Origin of the sequence: Proteus sp. FZP2095 (assembly GCF_023701425.1) — a bacterium.
Taxonomy (GTDB): domain Bacteria; phylum Pseudomonadota; class Gammaproteobacteria; order Enterobacterales; family Enterobacteriaceae; genus Proteus; species Proteus cibarius.
This window is the reverse complement of record NZ_JAMQBJ010000001.1, coordinates 512,696-537,684: the sequence shown is the minus strand read 5'-3', so window position 1 is coordinate 537,684 and position 24,989 is coordinate 512,696. Positions and strand designations below refer to the sequence as shown.

The window sequence follows — 24,989 nt, the reverse complement described above, 5'->3', positions numbered from 1 at the left end:
TTACTGGCATAGATAATAGTATTAAATTTTAATAAGAAGCCATGATCTGTAAATCAGGTTTTTCTCCTCGCATAATAGCTCGCTGTTGTTCATGAACAGCTTCATTAATTGCTTTTTGCTCTCCTGGTGTTCGAGTATTCTTACCACAAACTAATGCAGAACACACTGGACTACCTATTCTATGACTTCCTGAATTACCCGTACTGAAAGTAACGTTATCAGTAGCACAACCTAGTAATAGAAATGATAATAATAAAGTGATTGCTATGCGCATAATTTCCCCATATGAAATTAAATTTTAAATTTATATTAAAGTATTAATAGGCATCAAAAGTATAATGTGGTTTTTGTTTCCATTTGAATTCAACTGTTTGTTTTTCTTCATTCCAAATAGGTTCAGGAACTGGCATGGTAAAACTTATTTTTTGAATAGGCTTTAATGTTGAATTATTATTGTTTAAATACTGATTATTTATTGATGGTATTTTCTCATTTAAACCGACTTTAAAAACTTGTCCAAGTCTTTGTTTTTCTTCTTGTACTTCTATTTCAAAACGAGATTGCTTTCCCAACATAAAAACTAAGTTACTATTTACCTCGTGACTATTAGGAGTGCGATTATCAGTATGTATCCCAATTAATTTGGCTTGAGTTGCCTTATTAGTGGTACAACCAGAAGTTATAAATACAGAAAGTAATAAAAACAAAAAGTAATACATAGATTAAATATCAATAAGAAATAGGAATAAATAATTATTCCACAAAATCAATTCATCAACAAAATAAATTTCACCATTTATATAAAAATAGAAAAACTCGCTCATAAAATGATGATATATAATAATTTTAGCTATAATCTAGTTAAAAACATAGAACAAAGAAAACACTTAACCAAAATAACAAGAGTTATAAAAAATAAACATATTCATGAATAATATGAATAAACAAAAATAATGCCTAAAGAAAATATATAGTAACTGGCTATATTAAATTGCTGTCATATTGAAATAAAAAGGAAACCAACAAGGTGTCCGCTTAATACAATAAATAAAATTTATTGAGCTGCTGACATTTTTTTCATTTGCTCTAAAGAATCTAAAGCTTGCTTACAAGTACTTTCTTGAACATCTTTAGGCAATGCTGCAAATTGTTCTTTAGCTTGAGCATATTGCGCTTTCATCGCTTCTGCTTGAGCCTTAGTTGCATCATTTTTTGCCATTAACTCAACATAAGAGTCAGTTTCTTTAAAATAGTCTTCACATGCTTTAGATAAATCAGCAGAAACAGCGATAGAAGAAATTGATAATAAACCCAATGCTAGAATAAGCTTTTTCATAAATATCCTTTAAGTATCATTTGCAGTTAGAAAGTAACTTCAATTATTTTTCTTAAGTCAGCATTATCTCAAAGAAGAATAAAATAGGGATAAGTATTATCTTAATTTAAAAAATATAATCATATCTAATAATGATTGAAATAAAAAAAGTCAAAATATGATAATTGAAATTAGCCCGTTATTCTCAGTTTTATTTTAACGTATTGATTTATTATTTTTAAACTAATATGTGATTGTTATCTACTAGTAATTTGATTTTTATAGCAATACTATTGTTTGTATATTGATAATACACACTATAATCAAATCATCTCCACTAACTAATAGGTAGAAAAGTGGAAATTGATAGAATCGGCTGGCACGCATATGGTGATTTTCCTGATGACCTACCACCTGAAAATGGAGGTATACATATAGGATTCTATTTGACTTAGATTATTAAAAATAGCTAGAAAGTGAAGACCAACAAGAAGATGCAATTGATGAGTTAGAAATGGTACGTAAAAGAGAAATGGATGGTCTGGCATTTCTTATCCAGTTTACGACAAAAAATTTATTAGTGATGACTTGAGTGATAAAGGATATGCTTTCACACAACATTATTACGGTTCAGAAAATAATAACTATTTCGAAGATTTCGAGCATGTTTTAGCCCAAGGACTCTCTTCTTCATGTTACGTTGAAAACTCATGGGATAATTATGACAAAATTGCACCTGTAATTACAGATGCATATACAAAATGGAAAAAAGAAATAAATAATTAAATTCACTGCGTTATAAAAGCCAATTTTCATTATTAGCAATAAGTTATTTAAATAATAATTAACTTATTGCGCATTTAATTAACATTTTTAAATTTTAAAACCTACCTTATTTAATTTATTAATTTTGACGTGATCTACATACAAGAATCGTGCGTTATTCTTATATATAGTTGCTCCGTACTTAATAGGTTCTATTAGTCAGGGGAACTCCCCCATCAACGGAGGCATTTAATGTCTATAAAATGGGTTTTAATTCTATCTGGATTGGTTATTGGTGCTATTGCGTTACTTCTTGGTATTAACGGAAATCCACCTAATATGGGTGTTTGTGTAGCTTGCTTTATTCGTGATAGCGCAGGAAGTATGGGCTTGCATCATACCGAAACAGTTCAATATCTTCGCCCTGAAATATTCGGTTTTATTCTTGGCTCTTTTGTTGCCGCACTTATCTTCAGAGAATTTCAATCAAAGGCAGGCTCTGCACCTATTATTCGTTTTACATTAGGCTTTCTAATGATGGTTGGCTGCTTAGTTTTTTTAGGGTGCCCATTAAGAATGGTGCTTCGTATCGGTGCCGGTGATTTAAATGCTGTAATAGGATTAGTTGGATTAATAATAGGAATTGGCATAGGTAGCTTATTTATTAAAAAAGGATTTTCTCTCCCAAGAAATTATCGTCAATCCCCTATAGAAGGTTTTATTTTACCTATTATATGTATATTCCTATTTGCTTTATTCTTATGGAACAGTGATATATTCAATGCCAGTGTAAAAGGCCCTGGAGCAAGTCATGCACCAGTGTGGATGTCTATTATCGCAGGACTTATTATTGGTTTTATTATTCAGCGCACAAGATTCTGCTTTATTGGAATGGCCAAGCATGTATTTTTATCGCGTAACTATAATATGGCGTTTGGTGTAATCGCATTAACACTTGTTGTTTTTTTAGGTAATCTTTATTTAGGCAAATTTAACCTTGGTTTTGAAAATCAACCCATAGCCCACAGCGATGGACTATGGAATTTTCTCTCTATGACGCTTGTCGGTCTATGTGGTGTATTAATTACAGGTTGTCCATTACGACAACTCGCTAATGCAGGTCAAGGTAACTCAGACGCAGCTGTAAGCGTCATGGGTATGTTGATGGGAGCTGCATTTGCTCATAACTTCTCTTATGCCTCAAGTCCTGCTGGTGTTACGGATAATGGTAAACTAGTTATTATTATTGGTTTATTGTTTGCTGTCATTGTTGCTGCTATTTATACCTATGCTGTAAATAAAGCAAAAGATAATGGAATTAGCAAAAATGACGCATAACCACTTATTTCTTTTTCATGAGCAATACGCTGTAAAAAAACTTCAGCAACAACTCCAACAAGATAATTTTTCCTCAAAAATTATTGATGCTCCACGAAAAATATCATCAGAATGTGAATTGGCCGTATCTATTTATTTTTCTAACGATGATATTTATAAACAGTATATTAATAATAATGTTAGGGCTGTTTATAAAATAAGTTCACATCATTTTGATGTACTTTGGAAAGACGAATTTTGACATAGTACATAATCAAATTATCATTATTATTTTTAGAACCTAGACAGTTAAAAGGCTACAAATGTAGCCTTTTCTTTATAAATAAAACCATCTGTTTTATATAACTTTTTATTCAAAAATAGATTGTCTTTCTAAAAACGAAAAACCATCCCTTTTTAGTTGGATGGTTTCTGCATCTTCATGTATTTATAGAGTAATTATTTTTTATTACTCACTCTTCTTCCGGCGGATTTTTGAGGATTTGATGAATTTCCTCTTTCAGTTTTAATTTTTGTTTTTTTAGCTCAACAACCTCTTCACCATATCCTCTTCTATCTTTATGCTCTAATCTAACAATTTTATGGTCAAGTTCGTTATGTTGTTCAAAAAGAGCACGAAAATGAGGATCAGTCTGACGAAGTTTTGAAATTAAATCACGATATTCTGGAAACATAAATAGCTACCTTCCTTATCAATTGTGAATTAAATACTCTTATAATATTTACCCAAACTGATTAACCTGTCATTGTCTTTATGTTAAAAATAAGACCAACATCAATTAATATTTTTAATTTTCAAAATAACTTAATATTTTTATATTATACACTCTCAGTAAAGGAGAACATGGCCCATCTATCACATAGCAAAAAGTAAAAAAATAGGTTGCTAAAGAGAATGAAAAAACGTCAATTTGTCTTAAAACTGGACGACATAAGGCAAAAAAGCACTTTTTACTAAAAAAAAAGCATTTATTGTTAATTTATAAAATGAAAATTCACTACATTTATACCGATCTCTAATAGTTTTTTTATACCCATCTATTCGAGTCACTAAGCCCAATGCCGCCACATTGGGCTTTTTTATTAACAATAGTTATTGATATCATTTTTCATTACAACATAATCAAGTTTATTTAGCTCTATTCAACTGTTTTTTAAGACTAAAATTATTTAATTTCATGTCACTTAATCAGTTTCAACTGGTACATATATCAGACTGTTATTAACCAATAAATTTTTTGTTCACATCTATCTCAGATTATTTCATTAAGTTAATATCATTTAAATAATAATGGTGAAGCAAGTAGCCCTACAACTATAGAAACTAAGCCATGCAATATTAAGGCTATTTTAATTCTTACTATGTTAACGTACTCTTTTTTACGATTATCTAACCATTCATGTAATGCAATAAAAAAACAGATAAAACAATAAATTCCCGCACCAAAAAGAATAAAAGCCGCTGTTATAGCTCTGGATAAACTTGACCAACCACCTGAATTAGAATGTGAGCTTAATTCATTGTAAATAAGCAATCCTACAACAACTAACGCCCCTACCCAAAATGCCATTAATATCCCCTTCCCCATCACCTTATTTTCAGTTTTATAAATATCCATACTTATTATTACCTTAAAAATTAACATGCATAAACTATAATCTATTATTACTATTGCTACTCTATTTTAGAGTATAAATAATAAAATAATGATGCCGACTAAATTCCTTCTTGTCGGCATTAGTAACTATTTATTAGGTGAAATATCTTGCTCTTTTAATTTAGAAAGTGCTAATTCTTTCATCCAATCTGCAAGTAGTGGTGCTGTTTTTATTGAATCTAATAATGCACGCTCTTTTTTCGTTAAACGAATAACAATAACTTCTGTTTTCATTGTAGACATAATAATTCCCCATTTGTAAAAGAGAAAATATTGTCATAAAACAGTAACAGAACGGTCTGACTTACATGCTTTTACAAAACCATCATTTAAAGATGAGTAGCAATACGCTCTTGATAGGATATTTGCGATAGAGTTCATTGCTTATTTTTAGGAAAAACATTAGTTTATCCACAATAAATAAAAAAACAAATCATACGTATACTATCTTTCATTGGTGTAGCTTTGATAATGAAGATCTAAGTGATTGTTGGAATATTACACCAATGATGCGAGAAATAGTTTTATCAAGAAATGCACTTAAAAAAACATTATTAGTTTTAATTTTTAGCTAGATGCTAACGATAAAATTTCATAATAAAAGATATTGACGTAGATATCACAATCAATATGTTAATCACAGTTAACTGATGGCTTATTTGTATTAGATCTATCAACATCACTCGTTAGATTTCATCTTCAGTGAAATGCCGAAGAAACTCATCGTGAACATAGGCCACAAAGCTAATACGCTACCCTAAATAACCTATTTTTGCCGCTATACGGTAATAGTTTGAAGACTGACGCGAATACTTTGTCTAAATTGTTCTGTTTGGCGCTGGCTACAGTTGATCGCATTTGTGAAATTCGCCGTATTCAGCGTCAAATCAATATTTAATCTACCTAATGCTCCCGCCATAAATTCAATCCTTGGTAAACTGATGTTGTCAGAAATAAACCATGAAAAAACGCAATGTCTATGGTGGTCGATGGGCTAAAGCGCGATTAGCGTTTCTTAATGAACATCCACTTTGTGTTATGTGCCAAGAGCAAGGACGTATTACTGCTGCCACAGTAGATTACTCCACATCGTCTTAAAGAAGCACTTGAATCAGGTGATAAAGAACATATCGTAAAAGCCCAAGCCTTATTCTGGGACGCAAAGAACTTCCAAACCTTCTGCAAACTACATCATAACTCAACAAAAAAAGTATTGAAAAGAGTGGCAAATTCATTGGCTGTAATGCGGATGGCATTCCACTCAATCCCAATTATCATTGGTATCAATAACACCATGAAATACAGAGTAGGGATGGGTAAAAGTTCAAATACTTTCACCCTGGTCCACTTGAAGGTGGTCATCAGTGTTCCGAAAACATCTCCGTTTGAATTGATGGATTTTATGCCGATGTGGAAGAAGAAAATCACGGAAGAAGAGGTGTGGGATAGCGTCACTGAGAGTGTATTAGCTAATCGATAGCCCCACATTTGTGGGGCTTAATCGTTAACCACCGCGAGACATTTTCTCAATTTTTTTATCCGTATTGTATTGAGAAAGGGCATAAACCGACCAGATAGCCGCAGGGATCCACCCAATTAAGGTGATTTGTAGGATAAGGCAAAAGATGCCAGCGAATGGGCGACCAATCGTGAAAAATTGTAACCAAGGTAGTAATAACGCCAGAATAAGTCTCATAAAACCCCCCTCTATTATTCGAAATTTCAGTTTATCAATAATTAAATCAATAGCAAATAACAAGGAGTATTGCATTTATTTAGAGTGAAAGTTTGTTTTTGTAGTGTGTTTCTATTGATGATTGCTTTCTAGTATAGCCACCGACAATAAATTACTTATTCTAGCAAGAATACCCATGCCTATGGCCTCAGCAATTAAATTTTCACAGAGTATCCTTCAAGTTATACAACTGCCATAAATAATATTCCTAGAAAAAGAACTATCAAGAAAATCTCTGTTATTCAATTTTCCATATCATTCTCTTGAGGTTATGACTCTGTTTTCGCTCTCTATTCTAATATCATTTAATCCTTGTTTAATTATTTATTCCATTTATAAATAATTATCTAACACCTATCGATGCCATCTGGTAAATATACTTACATATAACATCAGCATCCACATTATAAAACTTTCATTTATATTAAGACAAGAAATTAAGCGCATGAAAGCATTAATGACATTTAACTTCACCAACAAGCCAATTTCGAACACATTGATAGTTTTAAATCTATTTTAAGTTATCAAAAGCCCTGTAATTATAAATCACAGAGCTATTTTATTAATCAACAAAGATACCATTTTCATATATATACATTGTTTTTATTACAATGAACAAAAGAAAATTCGACACCTATATTTTCATTTACTGAAATAGCGTCATAACTTTATTAACACTATCTAAAATTTGAGAAATTGAATCTTGTTGAGATATAACATAATTATAGAGTAATAAAATTGAGTCACGATAAATAAAGGATATTGCAATTAAGATTATTATAAATAAATAACTAATCGGGCCTTTTAATAGTCTCATTATTACACTCCCTTTTATTTTTATAATTTCTTTTAAAATCAAGGCCATGTTTTGCACGACCTTGATTGAGTTGTTATTGCCCTACTAGGGATATTCTACCTACGTTTATTTCATCTTGAACTAGGTGGTTATCAATTCTTCCTTCTATCCGAATTTTTGTATCAGATGAAACATTAAGGCCATTCCACTTATCATTATCAATTTTTACACGGATACTTCCAGAATCATCTTTAAATTCATATACGTTATGGGTAATATTTCTAACAATAAATCCTTCGATAATTATTGTGCTATTATTTGGGAGATTATCTACATTTGATACACTAGTAACAGATGTTGATTGTGAAACAAACCCACCACTATTTACTTGATGATTACCATTATAATTAGCCATTGCGTTAAAGGATAAACTTAATACTGCCGCACTTAACATCCCAACCACTAATAACTTTTTCATAAATCCTCCTAGGGATTAATAACTATTTATTAAGGTTATTTGTTAGTCCTTATTTTTGTATCTGATTAGAGTATAAGTATGGAGTCAACTCCAGAGTCAATTAAAAAAAACACTATTTACAAAAAATAACAATTAAAAAATAAAATCTGACAATTAGATAAATTAATGAAGATTAAAATTTATAACCATATAATTAACAAGTATTAATACGGATTGAAAGCAATATTATTTTTAATAACCTAAAATTTAATTGTATTATTTATTTATCAAAACAATCACAAGCATTTAATTAATGATTTTTATTTCAAACACTCAGTTTTAATGTAATGTTGTAACCCTTTAATCATTTGCTCTGATTCTGTACTTCGCTCTCTGAGTAACCAATAATTTCTGATAGCGGTGTCAGTAGATCGGGCGGTGGTTGCCGGGAGTGGTTTTGCTTTTTGGGCACTCGGCTTTGATATACACCCGCTCAGGATGGTGCTCACTAATATCACGCAAGCGGCTAATTTCATTCTTAACATTCGCTAACTCCTGCGTATATTGCATATCCAGTTGGTTTAATCGCATTATGCGTGCTTGATAATCAGTATTAATAGATTTCTGTTCTTCGAGAGCCACAGTTAGTTTTTTGTTGGTATCTGTCAGTGTGGTAATTCTGTTAGCTTGCCAATTAATCACCCAATAACTACCCACAATAATGCCTACCATCGCAATGACGGTATAGAGTTTTCCGTATTTCATGATTAGTACCGATGATATGAGAGTGCAATCTGACAGCGCTTTTCTAAACTAACTTGGTCTTTAGTACATGAGTTATCAATCAAGAGATAAATGCCACCAGCTACTGTAATGAGTAATGCAAGGATAAAGCTGATAATGATGATTAAAGGTTTCCATGACATAGTGCTGACTCCGCCTCTCGACGACTGACAAGCCCTCGCCAGACCTTTCCGCCTGCATATACCCAACGTTTCATTTCTTCGCAGGCACTCGCTCTATCACCAACGTTTAGTTTTCTGAGTAATGTTGAGCGAGCAAATGCGATGGTACCCACATTAAAAGCAAAGGAATATAAAGCGGCTTTGGTGTAATCATCGAGTGGTACTTTGATTAATGCATCGACTTAGCTTTTTTTATTTCAATGAGATTATTAGAAATAACCATTAATGTGGCATTATTAATAGCCTCTAACTCACAGCTCGTTAATTGCATGTCAGCGGGCTGTTTTTGTAACTCTGCAATTTGTTGCTCTTGTTGTTTTACTCGTGCCGATAGTATACAAATTTTTATTTCTTGCTGAATGTCCATGCTTACCTCTTTTATACGAAAAAAGGTCACCGAAGTGACCTCTATAAGAACAATAAATAATTTTCAATAGAAGGCAACAATTAGCCAGCTTTGCAACCACTCAATACTGGTTTATCTTTTCCTTCAACTAAATCGGCATTGTCACCTTTAGTATAAAGTTTATAGGTGTAATTTTTATTCATTGCCTCATAGTTTGCACCAGAAGCCATTTTCATAATCTTCATTGGTATCATTTCATCCATTTGATTAATGATTGCATAGCTATCTTTTGCTGTATTTATATAAATGACTTCCATTATTTGATTGTTTTCACACGTATAAGAAATTTTGGTTATCTCATCAGCATTATCTGCCATAACAAAACTAGAAGACAAAATACCTACTGCAAAAAAAACACTTTTAAATAAAAATTTCATATAGTCTCCTAAATATCATTAAGTTAGCGTTTATAGAGTATTCTTTTACTCTCACTAATTTAAAAAAGTCTATCTGATACTCTAATGGGATTTATCTAATTTATAAAATTCAATATTAATCAATTAGTTATCTTTCACTGGTCCCATGCAACGACTATTATGACAACTAGCGAACCCTGCTATCGCTTTATTTGAATATACTCGAGTAAATTTGGGATGAGTCCAAACATTAGGTTGAACATATAACCTAAAGCTTTTACCTGTTGTGTAGTAATAATGTGCTTGCTGAAAAAAGTGCTCATAAGAAGAAGCCCAATCTGACTTGTTAGATACTGCACAAGCGATAAATTCACCACCATGATTCATGGCCTTAACACAAAAATACCGACCATCTTCAATTTTTCCCGAATTAAAATCCGTTAACGTAACATTAGAATAATATTCAATATTATGACTTAATGTATCTGTGGCAAATGCCGTTGGTGTTAATAATAAAAAGGTAAAAAACAGGCTACGCATTAACATACCATTCCTTAAAAAATAAAGATAAAAGTCCTCTAACCCAGAATAATATTTCTTATTATTTTTTATTCTTCGCCGTGAACAAAGCTACAGTACCTTGTACATGTATAGAGATGTCATGAAATAAAGAGGAAAGCATTTCTTCCAAAGAGTCCATCGAATCAGAATAATTGCAAAAAATACCTTTTTTGTTGTAAATAGACATTAATTTTTTACCAAAAAAATTATGTTTGACTCCCTGCCCTAAAATCGTTGTGCCATATAAAACCCCTTTTTCAGTCAGTAAATAACTTATATTTTCTATCGCTTTTTTCTTGTCACCCATCGTTCCTGGCAAACAATGTAGTAAATAAAACAATGAGATAGAATCATAAGATGCATTTAATTTATTAGAGAAAGGCTGAAAAACATCATGCTCGAGGCAATTTATTAATTTGTCATCAGGTATATACTTTTTAGTATGTTCCAGACTGTGCAAATTAAGATCAGTCAATGAGATTTCTTTTATATAACTTAATGATTTTTTTAAATAAAACCCCGTTCCAACGCCAATATCCATATGGCGATCACCGAGATGATTTTTAAAATGTGGAATTAAATATTTATTCGTATCACACTGCCATGCATAGCTATTAGAAATATTAAGCACCCACCAATCATATAGCTTCAATGACACTGGTGTATATACTTTAACTCCATCATGTGTACTTAATGTCATACAATACCTATCATAAAATGACTATTTTATTTTTTATTTATTGTATGAATAGTTGAAAATACCGAATAATAAATCAGGTAATATTTTTAAAATATTATCTACTCACTAAATCACTTTCTTTATTTATTTATCTTAATTATAAAAAATCTTTCATTATTAGAGACTATCAATAATAACAATGACATATGATTTATTATTCTATTTTTCAAGTAAATCTCAGTGATAATCATCAATCATCACTTACCTTTATAATCTAAATATGATTAAGTATTAATACTATTAACTAACTTATTCTGGTGATAGTTATGTCTTGCAAACACAAAATTCCTCTTGGAATAAATGTGCTAGATGCTACTCAAACGCGAATTGAATGGTTGTTTGATACTTTTGAACAAATCTCTCTCTCCTTTTCTGGAGGTAAAGATTCTACTGTTCTGTTTCATCTTGTTGCTGCAGAAGCAAGAAAGCGGCATCGAAAATTCAATGTCATGTTTCTTGACTGGGAAGTGCAATACTCCGCGACCATTAGCCATGTTGCAAAAATGAAATTTTTGTATGAAGACTGTACGGAGCGATTTTACTGGATAGCATTACCTATCACGACGGAAAGTGGGATCTCACAATATGAACCGACTTGGACAGCTTGGGAACCAGGAAAAAAATGGGTAAGGCAACCGCCAGAAGACGCAATCACTGATCCAGACTTTTTCCCTTTTTATCATCCGAATATGATTTTTGAAGACTTCACACCTGCATTTAATCAGTGGATCACAGGAAATCATCGTAGTTCAGTTATTTTATTAGGGATCAGAACCGATGAATCATTAAATCGCTTTATTGCTATCAATAACAACCAAAAACTACGTTATGCCGATGACATCCCATGGACAACGGCATCACCCGAAGGTTTTTATTATATGGCCTATCCTATTTATGACTGGCATGTAAAAGATATTTGGACATACATTTCACGTTTTAACCTACCCTATAATTCTATTTATGATCTAATGCACCAAGCTGGGGTTAGTTTAAGTCAAATGCGCATTTGTGAGCCATTTGGCCCTGAACAACGTAAAGGGCTATGGTTATACCATGTTTTAGAACCTGAGACGTGGAGTCTCGCTTGTGAACGAGTGAGTGGCGCTGATGCAGGTATGTTATACACCCATCCTCTTAATAAATCAGGCTTTTTTGGGCAACGTAAAATTAGTAAACCCGCCCATCATACATGGAAATCTTACGCCCACTTTTTACTAGCGAGCTTACCAGAACAAACAGCCGAACATTACCGAAATAAAATCGCAGTTTACCTTCATTGGTATGCTGAGCGAGATTACCCAAATGGAATACCAGATGAACAAGACGGTGATACTAGCAGTAAACAAATCCCGTCTTGGCGACGGATCTGTAAAACTATTTTACGTAATGATTTTTGGTGTAGAACATTAGCATTTAGTCCTACCAAATCACACTGTTATGACCGATATTGCAAACGGATACAGGAAAAACGTAAAAATTGGCAGTTGATTTAACAAGAGGTGAATATGACTATTGAAACAGTGTTTTCTTCGCTAAAAGATTATCTGCTAAAACTAAATGATGAGCAAAAAATTGAAGCTATCAACAAAATCAAATTATTTCTTCATCAAATTAGTCCATTCAAAAATGAACCTATAGATTGTGTTCTTTGGATAAAGCAAAATCAAGTCATAGCAAATGACTACAACCCTAATGTTATGTCTCCTACAGAAAAGAGATTACTCAAAACCTCATTGATAAAAGACGGTTATACTCAACCCATTGTAGTATTATCTGCACAACAAAATAAAACTAAACAATTGCAATGGCAAATCATTGATGGCTATCATCGTTATTTATTAAGTAAAGAAAATACATTAAAAAAACGAATTAATAATTATTTACCCGTCACTATCCTTGATGTTAAAAACCACACAATGTCAGATCAAATAGCCACAACTATTCGTCATAATCGAGCAAGAGGACAACATCAAGTCGCAGCTATGTCAGATATAGTTAGAGATCTATCCCGATTAGGATGGAGCGATAAACGGATTGGTGATGAACTAGGTATGTCACAAGATGAAGTATTACGCTTAAAACAAATCTGTGGATTAGCTGAATTATTTTCAAAGCGCCATTTTTCAGAAGCTTGGACAGTAAAATAAGAAATAATTATTTTCTATCGATAAAACTAATCAACCCAAGTTTGAATTAATCCAATTTAAAGCTCTTACAAAAACAATTAAGGCTACACATTATGCGTAGCCCTAATCTTATTCACGTTATCTAATCCAATTATTTTTTATCTTTATTTTCTATCGCTATTGTTTGCCGTTTTTCTTCTTCAGGCAACTCATACTCAATAGCAATAGTCAGAAGCCCACTTGATAAATCCGCTTTATCTATTTTAACATTTCTACCGAGGTCAAACTGCAATGTAAATTGCCCTTGAGATATGCCTCGGTGGAGCCATTTATCATTGTCTTCTTCTGATTTTTCTTCTTTTTTCCCTTCAATCAATAAACGGCTTCCTTTTAATGAAACCGATAAGTCATTTTCTTGATATCCAGGCACACTCACTGTCAGTTCATAATGGTTATCATCAATCTGTTTCAGGTTATAAGTCTGAATTGGTGATGCAATGGGCTTACTGCCTGTTAACTGACTAAACAGGCGATCTATCTGATCAAAACGATTTGAAAGTAAGTTGTCAGATAATGTTGGGAATAATGAAAAAGGTTTAATATTAGGCATATAACTCCTCCTTCAGTATTTAGTGAATTATGAGCGGTATCTTATTTGCCCAAAATATAAATATGAACGAGCGAAAGTTTTTCAAGCCCTAAAATCTAAATTTTTTATTTTTAACTAATATGAGATTGTAGATAGCAAAAAACCCCGCCGAAGCGAGGTTTTGTATATTCAACTATTTAATGCTTAACTCATTTGAGCTGTCATCACACTTTTGCAAAAGATACATTTTGCGCCGTGTGGATTGTTCACTGTGACATCAAATTGTGATGTTCTATATTGTGAACCGCGACAACAAGGGCATTTAAAATAGAGGCGAATAGTAATAGCGCCTTTAGAGAGCCACCACGTTTCCTGCTGCTGGGCCTTTCATACCATTTTCCATGGCGAATGAAACTTGTTGACCTTCAGCTAATGTTTTGAAGCTATCACTTTGGATTGCAGAGAAATGTACGAAGACATCTTTGCTGCCATCAGCTGGAGTAATAAAACCAAAACCTTTACCTTCATCGAACCATTTTACTGTACCAGTCATTGTATTAGACATAGAATTTCCTTTAATTTATTTAATTTGCCATAAGGCATAGGCGGTTTGTTTTGTATTTTTACTTATGGGAATTAATTAGAAGGAATTCACAATGAAGAGGTATCAAGGATAACGCTAAACGGGAACAACTTTAAACTTACTAACATAAATAGGTCTGTACTTCCAAACCAGTGACGCTATTAAGCCATAGAAAAATGCAGATAGCAAACTTTATTTTTTAGCGGTAAATCTGCTTAAGTAGACCTCTAAAAAACACAACCCCGTTATACTCACGAGGTTTTTAATAGATAAGAGGTATAATATCAAAACCATTATTAACACAATATATTGTGTTTTGTAATTACGCAAGACTATAAATGTGGTGTTTTCTAATTATTTTATCCATATCTAATTTTACGTTATCAACCGATAGACATCCCTCAATAAAGCCTTCCGCTGTCTGCAATCGCTTAGCCACTTCATTATGAGAAATACCGAGTTTTGAAGCCATTGAACGCAAAGGATAATTCTTCACATAGTACATAATAACTAACTGAAACAAGTAACTATTATTTACCTTTAAATGTAATACCGCTTTATTTATTTTTAAGCCATCATCATCAGAACATTGCTCTCAGCTTCGTCTTGAGCAAGGAATTAATACACAAAAATTATTGGGGCATAAAACACAAAATATGACTGATAAATACCACGACGATAGAGGCAAAGAATGGCAAATTATTGCTGTTTAATTGAACAGTTTTGGGGAAGAGTTTTGGGGATATTTTGGGGAAGAATTTTATAGTACAAAAAATAAACGGGAACTGATAAGCTCCCGTTAACTATTTATCAAATCAACAATTACATGTGTTTGATAATAGCGTCACCAAACTCGCTACATTTCAGTAGTTTAGCGCCTTCTAACTGACGTTCGAAATCATAAGTTACAGTCTTAGCGGCAATCGCGCCTTCCATACCTTTAATGATTAAGTCAGCGGCTTCTGTCCAACCCATGTGGCGTAACATTATATAAACCCACCACAATTAACCACTTGTTTATTAAGGAATATTTACCCTTAATAGACCCGAAAGACGATGATTATACCTTTTTATAACTAGTTGATTACCATAATGCTTTTATTGATTTTGATAACCACATATTAACTTTATGAAAGGGTAATTAGAGAATAAATAGTGATTACATAAAGAACGATTCATACACTAATCATATAGCTCAATAAAATAGGCCTTTACAAATAAAAGTATAAAAGTTGAGCTTTATAGTACGAAGTAACGTACACTGAATTACGATATCCCTATAATGGGTGAAAGATATGAAAGCTTTTAATGTGATAAGAATGTTTCAAGACGCACTAGTAGAAGTTACCTGCCCAAGCTGTTCTTACGTAGCTAAACAAAACAAACACAAACTTAAGAAAAACCTAATCCTATTATGCCCCAATTGTGGCTACATGTTTTATTTCAATAAAATATAAAAACAATACAGTAATCGGTTGTACAGTGAATATTAAACAACAGCCACCAGCATATTTGTGTGAGTTTTTTATATGGCAAATTAGTGAGTTATAAAGTAAGAAATTAGCTCATAGAGTGGTATTTGACCATTTTTTGTAAATCTAAAAAGGTAGTTAAAATCTTAAAAATCACTCGATTCTTATGAAATAATAAAGATGAAAACAAAAAGACTGAAATCCAAAATAAAGATGTGCAATGGAAAAGTCTTAACCAAATTATAAAAAGGGAAAAATACTTCAATCAGGAGCAGATAGAACCTAAGGAAAAAAGAGGTGGAAAACCAAGAACAACAGATACATGGTTGAACGAAAATGAAGAAGCGATAAAACGGCACATGAAGGATCTGTAATCACAAGCCGTTTAATATAAAAGTGCTATTCATACTTACGTTTAGAAAGAAAAGTTACCATCTAACAGATATACGCTTTTTCTTGTATTTTCCGGATAAAGCAACGTCAATCAATGCAGTTGCATAATCGGCGTAACTTATTTTACTTTCTCCATTACTATCTGTTGTAAAAAACTCGCCTTCAAGTATATATTTCCCTGTTTTCTCTCCATCAGAGATGAAATCAGCAGCAGGACTTAAGTAAATCCAATTAACATCAGAAGTAGAACGATATATAGCTAAACCTTTTGCCATCGCCGTGGCTACAGGTTTATAACTTTCAGGAAAACTTTCCGAATCTATTAGAGCATTCCCTTTTTCATCAATAAATAAGCTCCCAGCTCCACCAACAATAATGAGCGTTTGTGGTTTTCCTAATAATAAATTAACTAAATGTTTTGCTACTTTTTCATGAAGATTTAAAAGCGAAGCATCCCAAACTCCAAAGGCATTAACAATCAAATCATAATTTTTCAAATCATCATATGATAAATCAAAAATATCTTTTTCTATTATTTTGAAATTACCTTTTATGTCTGATAGGTTTTTCTTATCTCTCACAATGGCGGTAACGTTCAAGTTTTTTTCTAAAGCTTCTTGAAGTATTTTCTTTCCTGCATGACCACTAGCACCAATAATCAATATATTCATTTTGTCACTCCTTTAGTTTTTGTATCTCTGAACTTACATTATTTGCCCTTAAACCAAATGTATAACAGATATCCTGATTATTACAAAAAAATCATTACTACAACCCTTTTAACATAAAAAAGAAAAAAGCCAAATACGCATTGTCACATTATAGATTGATTGTTCTAACATCTGTACGTTAACAAAAATAAAGCTACTATAGTGAAAACCTATACATATGAAATATGGGGAAGATATATAACAATAATAGGTGAACACCTATTGTCGAACTATCATCGCAAGCTAATGCAATAAAGGATACAGTAAAAGAGGTTAATTCGGAGCGTAGGTTCAAAGCCTATCATGCCGTTCAAATGAGTCATAGGGGAGTTGTAATATAATGCGGTTACAGAGAGTTTTTTTTCAATTATTAAAATGGGAAAGAGCTAAGCGGAAGATCTACTAAACACGAGAAAAAGCTTTTGAATATATAGAAATGTTCTACAACGTAGACCCGGTTTCAATAATCAACAGTCACCTGTAAAGTATAAAAAACGGTATAAAGAAAGATTAGTTAGTGTCTATTGAATTGGTGCCTATTCATTTTCCTAATAGTTTGTCAGACTTATTTCCCGATAATCTATTAGACTTAACTTATGAATAAGAGCATTTTCAACTAGCTTTTATATAAGTAATATTACTACTAAACATACTTCAAACCATTTTTATTTGATATAAAAATATTTTTAAGGTTGTTGTAATTACCACTAAGTAGGAAAAAACACTTTTTGCATCCAGTTTTGTAGAAATTTCAGTGAAAATATTAATATCGCTAACCTTAGAATGAGTGCTTCTAATTTGAAACTGCGCTTAATTTTTTGCTTTTTCTATTACAATACCGTGATCTACTTGTACAACTTTGGCATATTCAATCTTATCTATTAGTAATTTTTGACATTACTAGAATCGCTACCATAACGATCAGAATGTATATATCTCAATTCCTCACCACATAAAATGGCATGTGAGAATTCTGGATAAGTAATTCTACTATAAGCGAATTGTTTTTTCATTCTAGCGAGTGAGGATAATATTTCCTAAAAGCTTAATATTTAAGTTTGAGGCTGGTTTTGAATATAGCGAAAACAAGCCGACAATGTGTATTTGTTATATTTTTCATATAAAACCCACTATTAAATAGGAGTGGGTATTTCTTCTAAATACTTCTCTATATTTTCTAATTCTACTTTTATTTTTCTAGCCATTAATTGTCTATATTTTTTTTGCTCTTCAATAGAAGAATATTGTTCCCCATACATTGATGTATAAGACCTATCGTTACCTGGAGCATTCATCGCATCAGTAACTCCTTCCATTTCACCTCTATATAATGATATTATTTCATAAGACGCTAATATTTTTGTATTTAATAGCTGTATATGAGCAGTTTTTTGTGCAATTTCACGCTGTTCTTCAGCTACAATCTCACTCTGAGAAAGTTCTTTTTTCTGAGATAAATACGTTTTGATTAAGAAAAATAGCATAATCATGGATATCAATGGATTCAAAATACCACCAAAATAATCCCCCAAGACTCCCCAATCAGATGGATCATTGGATATTGAGCCATTCCTGAAATTAAGAATATAGCTTCCAATTATAATGACCATGCATGAGATGAAAAATAGCATCATAAATTTTATAACTTTTTTTTCTCTTTTCATTTTACTACCACACCTTAAAATAGTTAAAGGAGTAGAATACTATTGAAATGATAAGTAACGCTAGTATGATTTCCGAAAATAATGATCTATCCATAAGTTAGCTATAATTCAAAAAGTTACTCATACCTGCTTTTTATAAATACTAACCGTCAGTTCACATATAGTACTTTACCTTGATAATCTTTTACACTTCATAGCTAAATTAGCTACCCCAAGTTCCTTATTTCAACTATTTTATTATCCAACTTACACCTTCACATCGATATAAAAATATTGCATTCCTAACGAGGCTCTTTATACCTGCCTTGTACTATTAAGAAATTAGGTGTTATACCTAATAAATATAAACCTCATTTTCCCACTATCTATTATTGATAGTCTTTTATATCAATATACTGCAACACATCATCCGTACTTGAATTTGCACTAGGTCCCAGCAATACCGTTAATTGCCATCGCATTGGTACGATTTTAGTGCCTGAACCGCAACTTCCCACTTCAATAACTGCATGTTGATAAGGAGATGTTAGTATAGAGTAATATCCGACAACTCGACACAGTGAAGCGCATTGGATACCCACCGATAATTCATTACCAATAGATCTACCATTAGAAAACCCTGTAATGGACTGAATTCTTAATGGTCTTGCACCTGAGACTTGAAGCAACTTGTCATTATTAAATATCTGAATACCCCTTTTTTTGGGTTTAACTTTATTATAATATGATGTTCTGACGAATAAATAACACTCAAAAAGAACATCACCGTTTTGTTGACAAGTAATGTTCCAATATCCATCCTTTTTTATAACCGAAATTGAAGCAGGAATAACCGACTGTATGGCTGTACATTTTGAAAAGACCATTGGTGGATCATCCGTTTCTTTTATTCCTGTATTATAATTTCCTTTTTTAATATTATTAATGCGTTTAAAAAACAAATGATTCTAATGTACTTAAATACTCCGCATTTTTCCATTAATTACTTTCAAACCATATTTACTCATTTATTTTAACCCCGCAATAATAATGCCTTTCAGCTTTCTGTGCTTCTTCCATCTCACGCATTCTCACGTTATAGATTGATTGCTCTGGCATCTGTACACGAACAGAAATAAAACGTCCATCAGGGATATCAATAGAATCCCCGTCGCTAAAGCCATCAATATCATTACGAGCAAACTCAGGTGCGTTAGGATGAGTACGGTGATACGTTTTAACGAGAATAGAGCCGTCTTTGTTGATTTTAGAGTTAACCCATATCAGTGGCTGTTTATTTACATCGAGTGGAATTTCAATACCGCCATCAACTCCACCCCAGCCTGCGTCTGAGTTAAAGCCCAGCACGCCTTCAATAAGATATTCACCTTGAGCTAATCGAGTAACCGTAGCCCCCTCTGATTCATCATTGGTTGTGAATGTGCCGTCAGAGCTGATGTCGATAATTGGAGAGGCTTTTTTGTAGAAGCCGTTAGAGTCTGGTTTAGCATTACCCGTATGAAGAATTTCATACGTACCAACCCAATTATCATTTTCTTTATGAGTGTATAAAAGCTTTTTATTTCGCCCAAATATTCCCATCTGATAAGACGTTGGTTGATGAGCGTGTGCTGATATGATCCCGTTGTAAACAGTAGATGGAAGATCATTATCAATTCCAGTTGATGTATAAAACCCGTTATCTAAAAAATCTGCTTTAGATGATTTAACTCCATCACTACGCACATTCATTAACTCAGACCAATAAGTCCAGTTATTAACATTTCGCATTCTATACGCTAGATTTTTACTGGATGCTTGAATTTGAAACACTTGCCCAGTTCCATCACTACCACCTCCTCTTGAGGATGATATTAATGGCCCAAAAGGGTTGTAGAAATTAACACTACTCCCACCCCCTGATGCCCAAAATCCATTAGTGTCTAAGTTATTTGCATTGGTGCTTTCGGCTTGAGTTGTGCCTGTTTTTGCATTTAAACCAATACCAAAATCACCAACACCCATCAGTGCCCTATTTCCTAGTTTCGGATCTGGAAATGTATAAATACAGTTAGTGGCACCTTCCCGTTTAACATAAATATCAGGATTCCCACGCCCCAAAGATATCCATGCCGCATTACTCTCATTGTTATTTACAACCCCGATGGCGCTACTTAAGCGCAATTCACCTTCAGCACGTTGAATGCCGCCTTTCTTAGTATCTAGCTTATTCGCAATATCTCCCTGCATCTTTTTAATACTATCAAGCGTGACAATTTCGCCATTTGGCATCTCAATTTTTGTTTGCCCCGTTTGAGTCATCCATGTGTTCATTGCATCAAGGAAATACTCAACATAACTATTAATAGCGACCATTGTTCTTGCTGCATCACTATTATTATCTGGCTCAGTAATATGAATTGAGAATGTTGTATTAGTTGCTGTTACTAATGCGGGTTGTGCTAATACTAATTCAGTATCGGAATTAACGGATTTAATCATATACGGAATATTAGTATTTCCCGATTTAATTAAAATAGTCATTCCGATATTAATAGCTGGATTATTATTTTTAAATTTAGTGCCAGTGCCTTTGACAAAAGCAGACCCTGACACTGTGTTAACAGTGCCTGTTGTGTATATCATGAATATGTTTTCCTTATTGCTTGCAGGCTAATAGTGTTATTTTGAAATATCTATCTTCGCTGTCATACCTAAATACGCCCGGCGTATTCGCTTTTAACGTTGTTGATGGAGAATTCCAATAAGTAAATTCTTCATAGTTCCCACCATTTTTAATTTCAAAGAACTTATTATCGTTTAACCACAATCGGCACCACTTACTATTATGAGTCGTCGCTATGGTGACTACTTGAATAACACGGTCAAAAGATTGTGCCGGTATCGTAATTGTTTCTCCATTACCAAGAGAATAAAACTTAACTATGTCACCTTCGATATTCTCCACTTTTAAAGTGCCCTTAATTTCACAATCTTCACCAATAATCACATTATTCATTGTGCCTTTAGTGGCTTTAATTTCTCCTCTAAATTTTGCATTATCAAATTCAGCATATCCATTTTTATTAATTATCCAGCCTGCTTTTCCCGCCACATAATTATTTGATTGAATAACATTTCCTATTTTTGCATTTGTAATCGAGCCATCTTCGATAAATAAATCTCGAACGAAGAACTGCCCATTTTTGGCATACATGAATAATTCCATCTTGCCATTTGCAGGGTTATACCAAGCAAAGTTATTTGCGTTATAGCCAAAGAATGACTCAAGCTTGCCATTCTTAACTTGAGCACTAATTACTTGTCCTGCTGCATTGTATTTCACGTTGTTATGAACAATCGTGATATTAATAGAATGCGTGACAACGCCATCGCCAGATTGACTAAATTCAGCCTGCATTTTTTGGTTAATCATGCCCTGCTGTTTGCCAAATTGAGCTTGCACTTGCTCCTCTGATTTAGCCATGGCTTTATTTGTTTCAGATATTGCCTCTTTATTCGTCGTAACATCAGCACGAATGCGACCAACTTCTTTATCTGTGTTAGCTAAATTTTGGTTAGTTGTTTTTAACTCTGTGCGGATCTCCGTAGTTGTTTGACCGAACGCTTTATTTAGCTCGGTAATTGACGTTTGAGTTTCTTTAATTGCAGACGTGTTATCACCAACAGCGGAGTAAATTTCTTTAACTTCCTGTGCCCAGGCTTCGTTATCCGTTGCACGAACTTGCCATAACTCGCGAATACCCGCTTGTGACTGACCGTGCTTCATTAACATACTTCGTGATAGTTGAGAATCAGCGTTACTAAGAAGAAGCGCCGTCTCAGCATTCCAATCCAAGCGTTCACTAAGTTGCTGACCGGCTTCAGATGACATAAAGTGTCCATCAAGCTCTGGCAATATCGTACCTACATCAAACTCCGATTCTCCCCGAATAAATTCAGTCCATTCAGATTGATTACCGGTTTTATCCACCAGCCTTGCTCTAAAATAAAATGCTACGCCTGCTGACAAACCTGCCATTTCATAGGTTTTAGATGGATATGGAACATCAGATAACAGCATCAGACCTTCACCATCATTGGTTTTACTGTACTGAATTTCAGTTTTTAATGTATCACTGGTGTTTTCACCAAACCCCCAGTCTAGCTTAATACCAAAGACTAATGGTGACGATCTAAAGTTAACCGGCTTGGGTGGGTTACCCATTTTTCCGGTTAACGTTTTTTCTTCAGAATATCCCCACCCGCTTGAGATCTCAGAGGCATTAATGGCTCGAACGCGGACTAAATATCGACCAGAATAAACACTAGGAACTTCAATAGAGTTAATGGAGCTACGAGGCATATTGACCCAATTACCTTCGTTTCTACGCCATTGCGCTTCATAAGAGATTGCGTTTTCAACTTGTGGCCACTGTGCTCGCATTGTTTCAAAGCTAACGCCTTGACTGACCATTGAGTAAGAATCAATGATAATGTTTTTCGGAACTTGCTGATTATTAGGAGGAATAACGCTAATGGGCCTTTCATCAATCAATGCTCCAGAATCAACATGTTCATATTTACTGGGATCATGCTGAATGGCGGTAATAGTAAATTGATTAGATTCATTTTCTGTAACACTAACAACGCGATATTGTTGTGCATACAGTTCTTCTGATTCAACAACCCACACACATTCTGTCTCTGGTGTCTCACTGTATTCCGTTGTAACAGTGATCACTTTTCCCGATACTGTTTGTATCGTTCTTGCTTGCGATTGTCCTGAAGGAAGATTGAGAATTAATCGATCACCACTCACAGCACTTGAAACACGGTCTAACGTGATATTTCTGCCATCGATGGCACTCACTCGACCACCAGTGACTTTTCCTGACAACAGTTCATCAGCAACAGCGATAATGTAACCGGGTTGTGGAATGTTCCCATCTAACCCGACAGAGAATGTCACCATTCTGTCTTTATTGTTTGTCAGTATTCCCCAGCGCCCTTTTCTGTTGGCTTCACTTTGTCGGGTGCAACCAATTGCCGTAACCTCCAATTGATTAAACCCAAACCGAGAAACTAAATCAGGTTCAAACACTGGCTCCATTGCATCAGCATATCCATTTTGCGGATCTGAATACGAAACCAATGCTGTGGAATACTTTTCTTTACTGCTACTGCTTGAATAAATAAATTTTCCATCAATCACATTAGCTCGGGTATAGCTATAATCGATATCACGAGGCATATCCGCTAATGTTACAATCTGACCGCCACCCCAATAGGTCATCCCTCGAAAGATGGCTGCAAAATCACGTAGCACGTTATACGCTTCATTTCTATCTTGCACATAAACATCACAGACATAACGAGGTTCTGTGCCGTCACCACCTTTTCCATCGGGTACCAATTGATCACAATACTGCGCTATACGGTATAACTCCCATTTATCTATCTGTTGTTGATTTATTCGTTGTCCAAGACCAAATCTATCGGAGATAACAATATCGTAGAAAACCCATGCGGGATTATTGGTCCATGCCCATTTAAAGGAACCATCCCACACCCCCGTATAGGTACGATCAATAGGATTGTAATTTGAGGGTATTCGAATTATGCGCCCTTTCGGTTTGCACGTTATTTGCGGAATAGAGCCGTTGAATTGTTTAGAGTCGAATTCAATATAAAGTAACGCTGTATGAGGATAGGTGAATTTAGCATCAATGACTTCAGTGTAACTTTGCAAAACAACCGTATCACCGATTTTACTGCTATTAGCATCATTAGATACCTTTCTAACACGCAGTGACCATGATGTTTTCGACTCAGGTAAATCAATTCGATGCGCGCGCTCATAACCCGAAGTCGTTTTTCCTTTCACGGCACTGTCAATAATAGTTTTCCAGCTACCACCGTCGGTTTGTAAATCAATGGCGTATTTAACTTCATTACCCACCAGATCCCCATTATCTTCTTGCTTGAATAATGAGGGCCACTTTAGACGAATCCGAATAGCCGATAATTGTGAATTAGTAAATGTATGAACCCACGGTGTTTTACTCGAAATCGTTGAGCCAACATTGATTTCATTTTCAGCGCTAGGCAATCCTTGAATGTAAGTCTGTGCTTGTGTTCCTGATCTAAAATCCCACATTACACCACTAAAATTTGCATTTCCTTCAGTGTCTTCTAACGGTGTGCCATCAAGAAAGATATTTTGTGCCGTTAACTCTCCGGCAAATTCTCCCTCACCCAATGCAATGAGTAACTTTGCTTTAGCAATAGATTGTAAATCATCGGGTTGTTCAACAGGCACACGAGGACTACCACCGCCCCCTTTTTGACCGTGAATTGTTTTTCTCATTAGATTATTCCA

Annotated in this window: 29 protein-coding genes and 7 pseudogenes; 10 read left to right on the top strand and 26 right to left on the bottom strand. The window is 33.7% G+C overall.

Going from position 1 to position 24,989, the window contains the following annotated elements; all coding sequences use genetic code 11:
• Positions 1–28: 28 nt before the first annotated feature.
• The 3 genes from NBG71_RS02515 to NBG71_RS02505 form a co-directional block, all read right to left on the bottom strand.
• Positions 29–274: a hypothetical protein gene (locus NBG71_RS02515; RefSeq protein ID WP_075672619.1), complete on the bottom strand. Its 246-nt coding sequence runs from the start codon at positions 272–274 to the stop codon at positions 29–31.
• A 43-nt stretch (positions 275–317) separates the two neighbouring features.
• On the bottom strand, positions 318–707 hold the full coding sequence (locus NBG71_RS02510) for a hypothetical protein (protein ID WP_143484138.1): 390 nt from the start codon (positions 705–707) through the stop codon (positions 318–320).
• 347 nt (positions 708–1,054) lie between these two features.
• Positions 1,055–1,336, bottom strand: coding sequence for a DUF5339 domain-containing protein (locus NBG71_RS02505; protein ID WP_075672621.1), 282 nt, complete (start codon positions 1,334–1,336; stop codon positions 1,055–1,057).
• Between the two features lie 335 nt (positions 1,337–1,671).
• Here NBG71_RS02505 and NBG71_RS18910 point away from each other — a divergent pair, with 335 nt between their 5' ends.
• The 4 genes from NBG71_RS18910 (at position 1,672) to NBG71_RS02495 (ending at position 3,659) form a co-directional block, all read left to right on the top strand.
• Positions 1,672–1,770, top strand: coding sequence for a DUF7832 domain-containing protein (locus NBG71_RS18910; protein WP_438811288.1), 99 nt, complete (start codon positions 1,672–1,674; stop codon positions 1,768–1,770).
• Between the two features lie 91 nt (positions 1,771–1,861).
• Positions 1,862–2,101, top strand: a complete 240-nt coding sequence (locus tag NBG71_RS18905; protein WP_438811289.1) for a DUF7832 domain-containing protein — start codon at positions 1,862–1,864, stop codon at positions 2,099–2,101.
• Between the two features lie 231 nt (positions 2,102–2,332).
• Positions 2,333–3,418, top strand: a complete 1,086-nt coding sequence (gene yedE / locus NBG71_RS02500; protein WP_075672622.1) for a YedE family putative selenium transporter — start codon at positions 2,333–2,335, stop codon at positions 3,416–3,418.
• Positions 3,393–3,659, top strand: coding sequence for a putative Se/S carrier-like protein (locus NBG71_RS02495; RefSeq protein ID WP_164530462.1), 267 nt, complete (start codon positions 3,393–3,395; stop codon positions 3,657–3,659). Before yedE ends, NBG71_RS02495 begins: the two co-directional genes overlap by 26 nt.
• Before the next feature lie 211 nt (positions 3,660–3,870).
• On the opposite strand, the gene NBG71_RS02490 is transcribed toward NBG71_RS02495, so the two are convergent.
• From NBG71_RS02490 to NBG71_RS02475, 4 genes are all read right to left on the bottom strand, one after another.
• Positions 3,871–4,092 carry a DUF465 domain-containing protein gene (locus tag NBG71_RS02490; RefSeq protein WP_075672624.1) on the bottom strand — a complete coding sequence of 74 codons (222 nt, stop codon included), beginning with the start codon at positions 4,090–4,092 and terminating at the stop codon, positions 3,871–3,873.
• A gap of 603 nt (positions 4,093–4,695) precedes the next feature.
• Entirely contained in the window at positions 4,696–5,037 is a 342-nt protein-coding gene (locus tag NBG71_RS02485) for a hypothetical protein (RefSeq protein WP_196728925.1), read from the bottom strand.
• 126 nt (positions 5,038–5,163) lie between these two features.
• The gene (locus NBG71_RS02480; RefSeq protein ID WP_164530190.1) at positions 5,164–5,319 is read right to left on the bottom strand and encodes a hypothetical protein; all 156 of its coding nucleotides are present in this window, start codon (positions 5,317–5,319) and stop codon (positions 5,164–5,166) included.
• A gap of 535 nt (positions 5,320–5,854) precedes the next feature.
• A complete protein-coding gene (locus NBG71_RS02475; protein WP_157954970.1) occupies positions 5,855–5,995 on the bottom strand; it encodes a hypothetical protein in 141 nt (46 codons plus the stop codon).
• A 41-nt stretch (positions 5,996–6,036) separates the two neighbouring features.
• On the opposite strand from NBG71_RS02475, the pseudogene NBG71_RS02470 reads away from it, so the two are divergent.
• Positions 6,037–6,366: pseudogene (locus NBG71_RS02470) on the top strand (HNH endonuclease).
• Positions 6,367–6,580: 214 nt separating this feature from the next.
• On the opposite strand, the gene NBG71_RS02465 reads toward NBG71_RS02470, so the two are convergent.
• The 9 genes and pseudogenes from NBG71_RS02465 to NBG71_RS02430 all read right to left on the bottom strand — a co-directional run bounded on the left by NBG71_RS02465 (position 6,581) and on the right by NBG71_RS02430 (position 11,052).
• Complete coding sequence (locus NBG71_RS02465) at positions 6,581–6,772, bottom strand: YqaE/Pmp3 family membrane protein (RefSeq protein ID WP_004242485.1); 192 nt, start codon at positions 6,770–6,772, stop codon at positions 6,581–6,583.
• 929 nt (positions 6,773–7,701) lie between these two features.
• Positions 7,702–8,085: a YgiW/YdeI family stress tolerance OB fold protein gene (locus tag NBG71_RS02460; protein WP_075672627.1), complete on the bottom strand. Its 384-nt coding sequence runs from the start codon at positions 8,083–8,085 to the stop codon at positions 7,702–7,704.
• A 299-nt stretch (positions 8,086–8,384) separates the two neighbouring features.
• Positions 8,385–8,829 (bottom strand): annotated as a pseudogene (locus tag NBG71_RS02455) (lysis protein).
• A 2-nt stretch (positions 8,830–8,831) separates the two neighbouring features.
• Positions 8,832–8,990 carry a hypothetical protein gene (locus tag NBG71_RS02450; RefSeq protein ID WP_162837602.1) on the bottom strand — a complete coding sequence of 53 codons (159 nt, stop codon included), beginning with the start codon at positions 8,988–8,990 and terminating at the stop codon, positions 8,832–8,834.
• Positions 8,972–9,211: pseudogene (locus NBG71_RS02445) on the bottom strand (glycoside hydrolase family protein); the annotation flags it as partial. The gene NBG71_RS02450 and the pseudogene NBG71_RS02445, both read right to left, overlap by 19 nt.
• Entirely contained in the window at positions 9,199–9,396 is a 198-nt protein-coding gene (locus NBG71_RS18900) for a hypothetical protein (protein WP_191902015.1), read from the bottom strand. The gene NBG71_RS18900 and the pseudogene NBG71_RS02445, both read right to left, overlap by 13 nt.
• Positions 9,397–9,476: 80 nt before the next feature.
• The gene (locus tag NBG71_RS02440; protein ID WP_088495864.1) at positions 9,477–9,812 is read right to left on the bottom strand and encodes a c-type lysozyme inhibitor; all 336 of its coding nucleotides are present in this window, start codon (positions 9,810–9,812) and stop codon (positions 9,477–9,479) included.
• Between the two features lie 123 nt (positions 9,813–9,935).
• Complete coding sequence (locus NBG71_RS02435; RefSeq protein WP_159242163.1) at positions 9,936–10,331, bottom strand: subtilase family AB5 toxin binding subunit; 396 nt, start codon at positions 10,329–10,331, stop codon at positions 9,936–9,938.
• Positions 10,332–10,392: 61 nt separating this feature from the next.
• Positions 10,393–11,052 (bottom strand): class I SAM-dependent methyltransferase, encoded by a 660-nt coding sequence (locus NBG71_RS02430; RefSeq protein WP_191902013.1) that lies wholly within the window; start codon positions 11,050–11,052, stop codon positions 10,393–10,395.
• A gap of 305 nt (positions 11,053–11,357) precedes the next feature.
• Between NBG71_RS02430 and NBG71_RS02425 the strand changes: the two genes are divergently transcribed.
• Both NBG71_RS02425 and NBG71_RS02420 read left to right on the top strand, forming a co-directional pair.
• Positions 11,358–12,584: a phosphoadenosine phosphosulfate reductase gene (locus NBG71_RS02425; protein ID WP_196563464.1), complete on the top strand. Its 1,227-nt coding sequence runs from the start codon at positions 11,358–11,360 to the stop codon at positions 12,582–12,584.
• Positions 12,585–12,596: 12 nt separating this feature from the next.
• Positions 12,597–13,238: an IbrB-like domain-containing protein gene (locus tag NBG71_RS02420; protein WP_075672633.1), complete on the top strand. Its 642-nt coding sequence runs from the start codon at positions 12,597–12,599 to the stop codon at positions 13,236–13,238.
• A gap of 130 nt (positions 13,239–13,368) precedes the next feature.
• Here NBG71_RS02420 and NBG71_RS02415 read toward each other — a convergent pair whose 3' ends face one another.
• From NBG71_RS02415 to NBG71_RS02400, 4 genes and pseudogenes are all read right to left on the bottom strand, one after another.
• Positions 13,369–13,827, bottom strand: a complete 459-nt coding sequence (locus NBG71_RS02415; protein WP_156733358.1) for an Hsp20 family protein — start codon at positions 13,825–13,827, stop codon at positions 13,369–13,371.
• Between the two features lie 183 nt (positions 13,828–14,010).
• Entirely contained in the window at positions 14,011–14,151 is a 141-nt protein-coding gene (ymcF, locus tag NBG71_RS02410) for a cold shock small protein YmcF (protein ID WP_419894679.1), read from the bottom strand.
• A 7-nt stretch (positions 14,152–14,158) separates the two neighbouring features.
• Complete coding sequence (gene cspE, locus NBG71_RS02405; protein WP_191902007.1) at positions 14,159–14,371, bottom strand: transcription antiterminator/RNA stability regulator CspE; 213 nt, start codon at positions 14,369–14,371, stop codon at positions 14,159–14,161.
• 340 nt (positions 14,372–14,711) lie between these two features.
• Positions 14,712–14,969: pseudogene (locus tag NBG71_RS02400) on the bottom strand (antiterminator Q family protein); the annotation flags it as partial.
• A gap of 16 nt (positions 14,970–14,985) precedes the next feature.
• On the opposite strand from NBG71_RS02400, the pseudogene NBG71_RS02395 reads away from it, so the two are divergent.
• Positions 14,986–15,102 (top strand): annotated as a pseudogene (locus tag NBG71_RS02395) (integrase); the annotation flags it as partial.
• A gap of 109 nt (positions 15,103–15,211) precedes the next feature.
• Here the strand turns inward: NBG71_RS02395 and NBG71_RS02390 are convergent.
• Positions 15,212–15,379, bottom strand: a pseudogene (locus NBG71_RS02390) (isocitrate/isopropylmalate family dehydrogenase); the annotation flags it as partial.
• 305 nt (positions 15,380–15,684) lie between these two features.
• Here NBG71_RS02390 and NBG71_RS18825 point away from each other — a divergent pair.
• A complete protein-coding gene (locus tag NBG71_RS18825; RefSeq protein ID WP_215534280.1) occupies positions 15,685–15,846 on the top strand; it encodes a YnfU family zinc-binding protein in 162 nt (53 codons plus the stop codon).
• Positions 15,847–16,289: 443 nt separating this feature from the next.
• Here NBG71_RS18825 and NBG71_RS02385 read toward each other — a convergent pair whose 3' ends face one another.
• The gene (locus NBG71_RS02385; RefSeq protein WP_088495887.1) at positions 16,290–16,925 is read right to left on the bottom strand and encodes an NAD(P)-dependent oxidoreductase; all 636 of its coding nucleotides are present in this window, start codon (positions 16,923–16,925) and stop codon (positions 16,290–16,292) included.
• A gap of 394 nt (positions 16,926–17,319) precedes the next feature.
• Between NBG71_RS02385 and NBG71_RS18895 the strand changes: the two are divergent.
• Positions 17,320–17,492, top strand: a pseudogene (locus NBG71_RS18895) (IS3 family transposase); the annotation flags it as partial.
• Positions 17,493–18,097: 605 nt separating this feature from the next.
• On the opposite strand, the gene NBG71_RS02380 reads toward NBG71_RS18895, so the two are convergent.
• The 4 genes from NBG71_RS02380 to NBG71_RS02365 form a co-directional block, all read right to left on the bottom strand.
• Positions 18,098–18,628: a hypothetical protein gene (locus tag NBG71_RS02380; RefSeq protein ID WP_088495888.1), complete on the bottom strand. Its 531-nt coding sequence runs from the start codon at positions 18,626–18,628 to the stop codon at positions 18,098–18,100.
• Positions 18,629–18,996: 368 nt separating this feature from the next.
• Complete coding sequence (locus NBG71_RS02375) at positions 18,997–19,296, bottom strand: hypothetical protein (protein ID WP_127913599.1); 300 nt, start codon at positions 19,294–19,296, stop codon at positions 18,997–18,999.
• Positions 19,297–19,627: 331 nt separating this feature from the next.
• Positions 19,628–21,253 carry a phage tail fiber protein gene (locus NBG71_RS02370; RefSeq protein WP_193775174.1) on the bottom strand — a complete coding sequence of 542 codons (1,626 nt, stop codon included), beginning with the start codon at positions 21,251–21,253 and terminating at the stop codon, positions 19,628–19,630.
• Between the two features lie 13 nt (positions 21,254–21,266).
• Complete coding sequence (locus NBG71_RS02365; RefSeq protein WP_250916520.1) at positions 21,267–24,977, bottom strand: TipJ family phage tail tip protein; 3,711 nt, start codon at positions 24,975–24,977, stop codon at positions 21,267–21,269.
• Positions 24,978–24,989 lie beyond the last annotated feature (12 nt).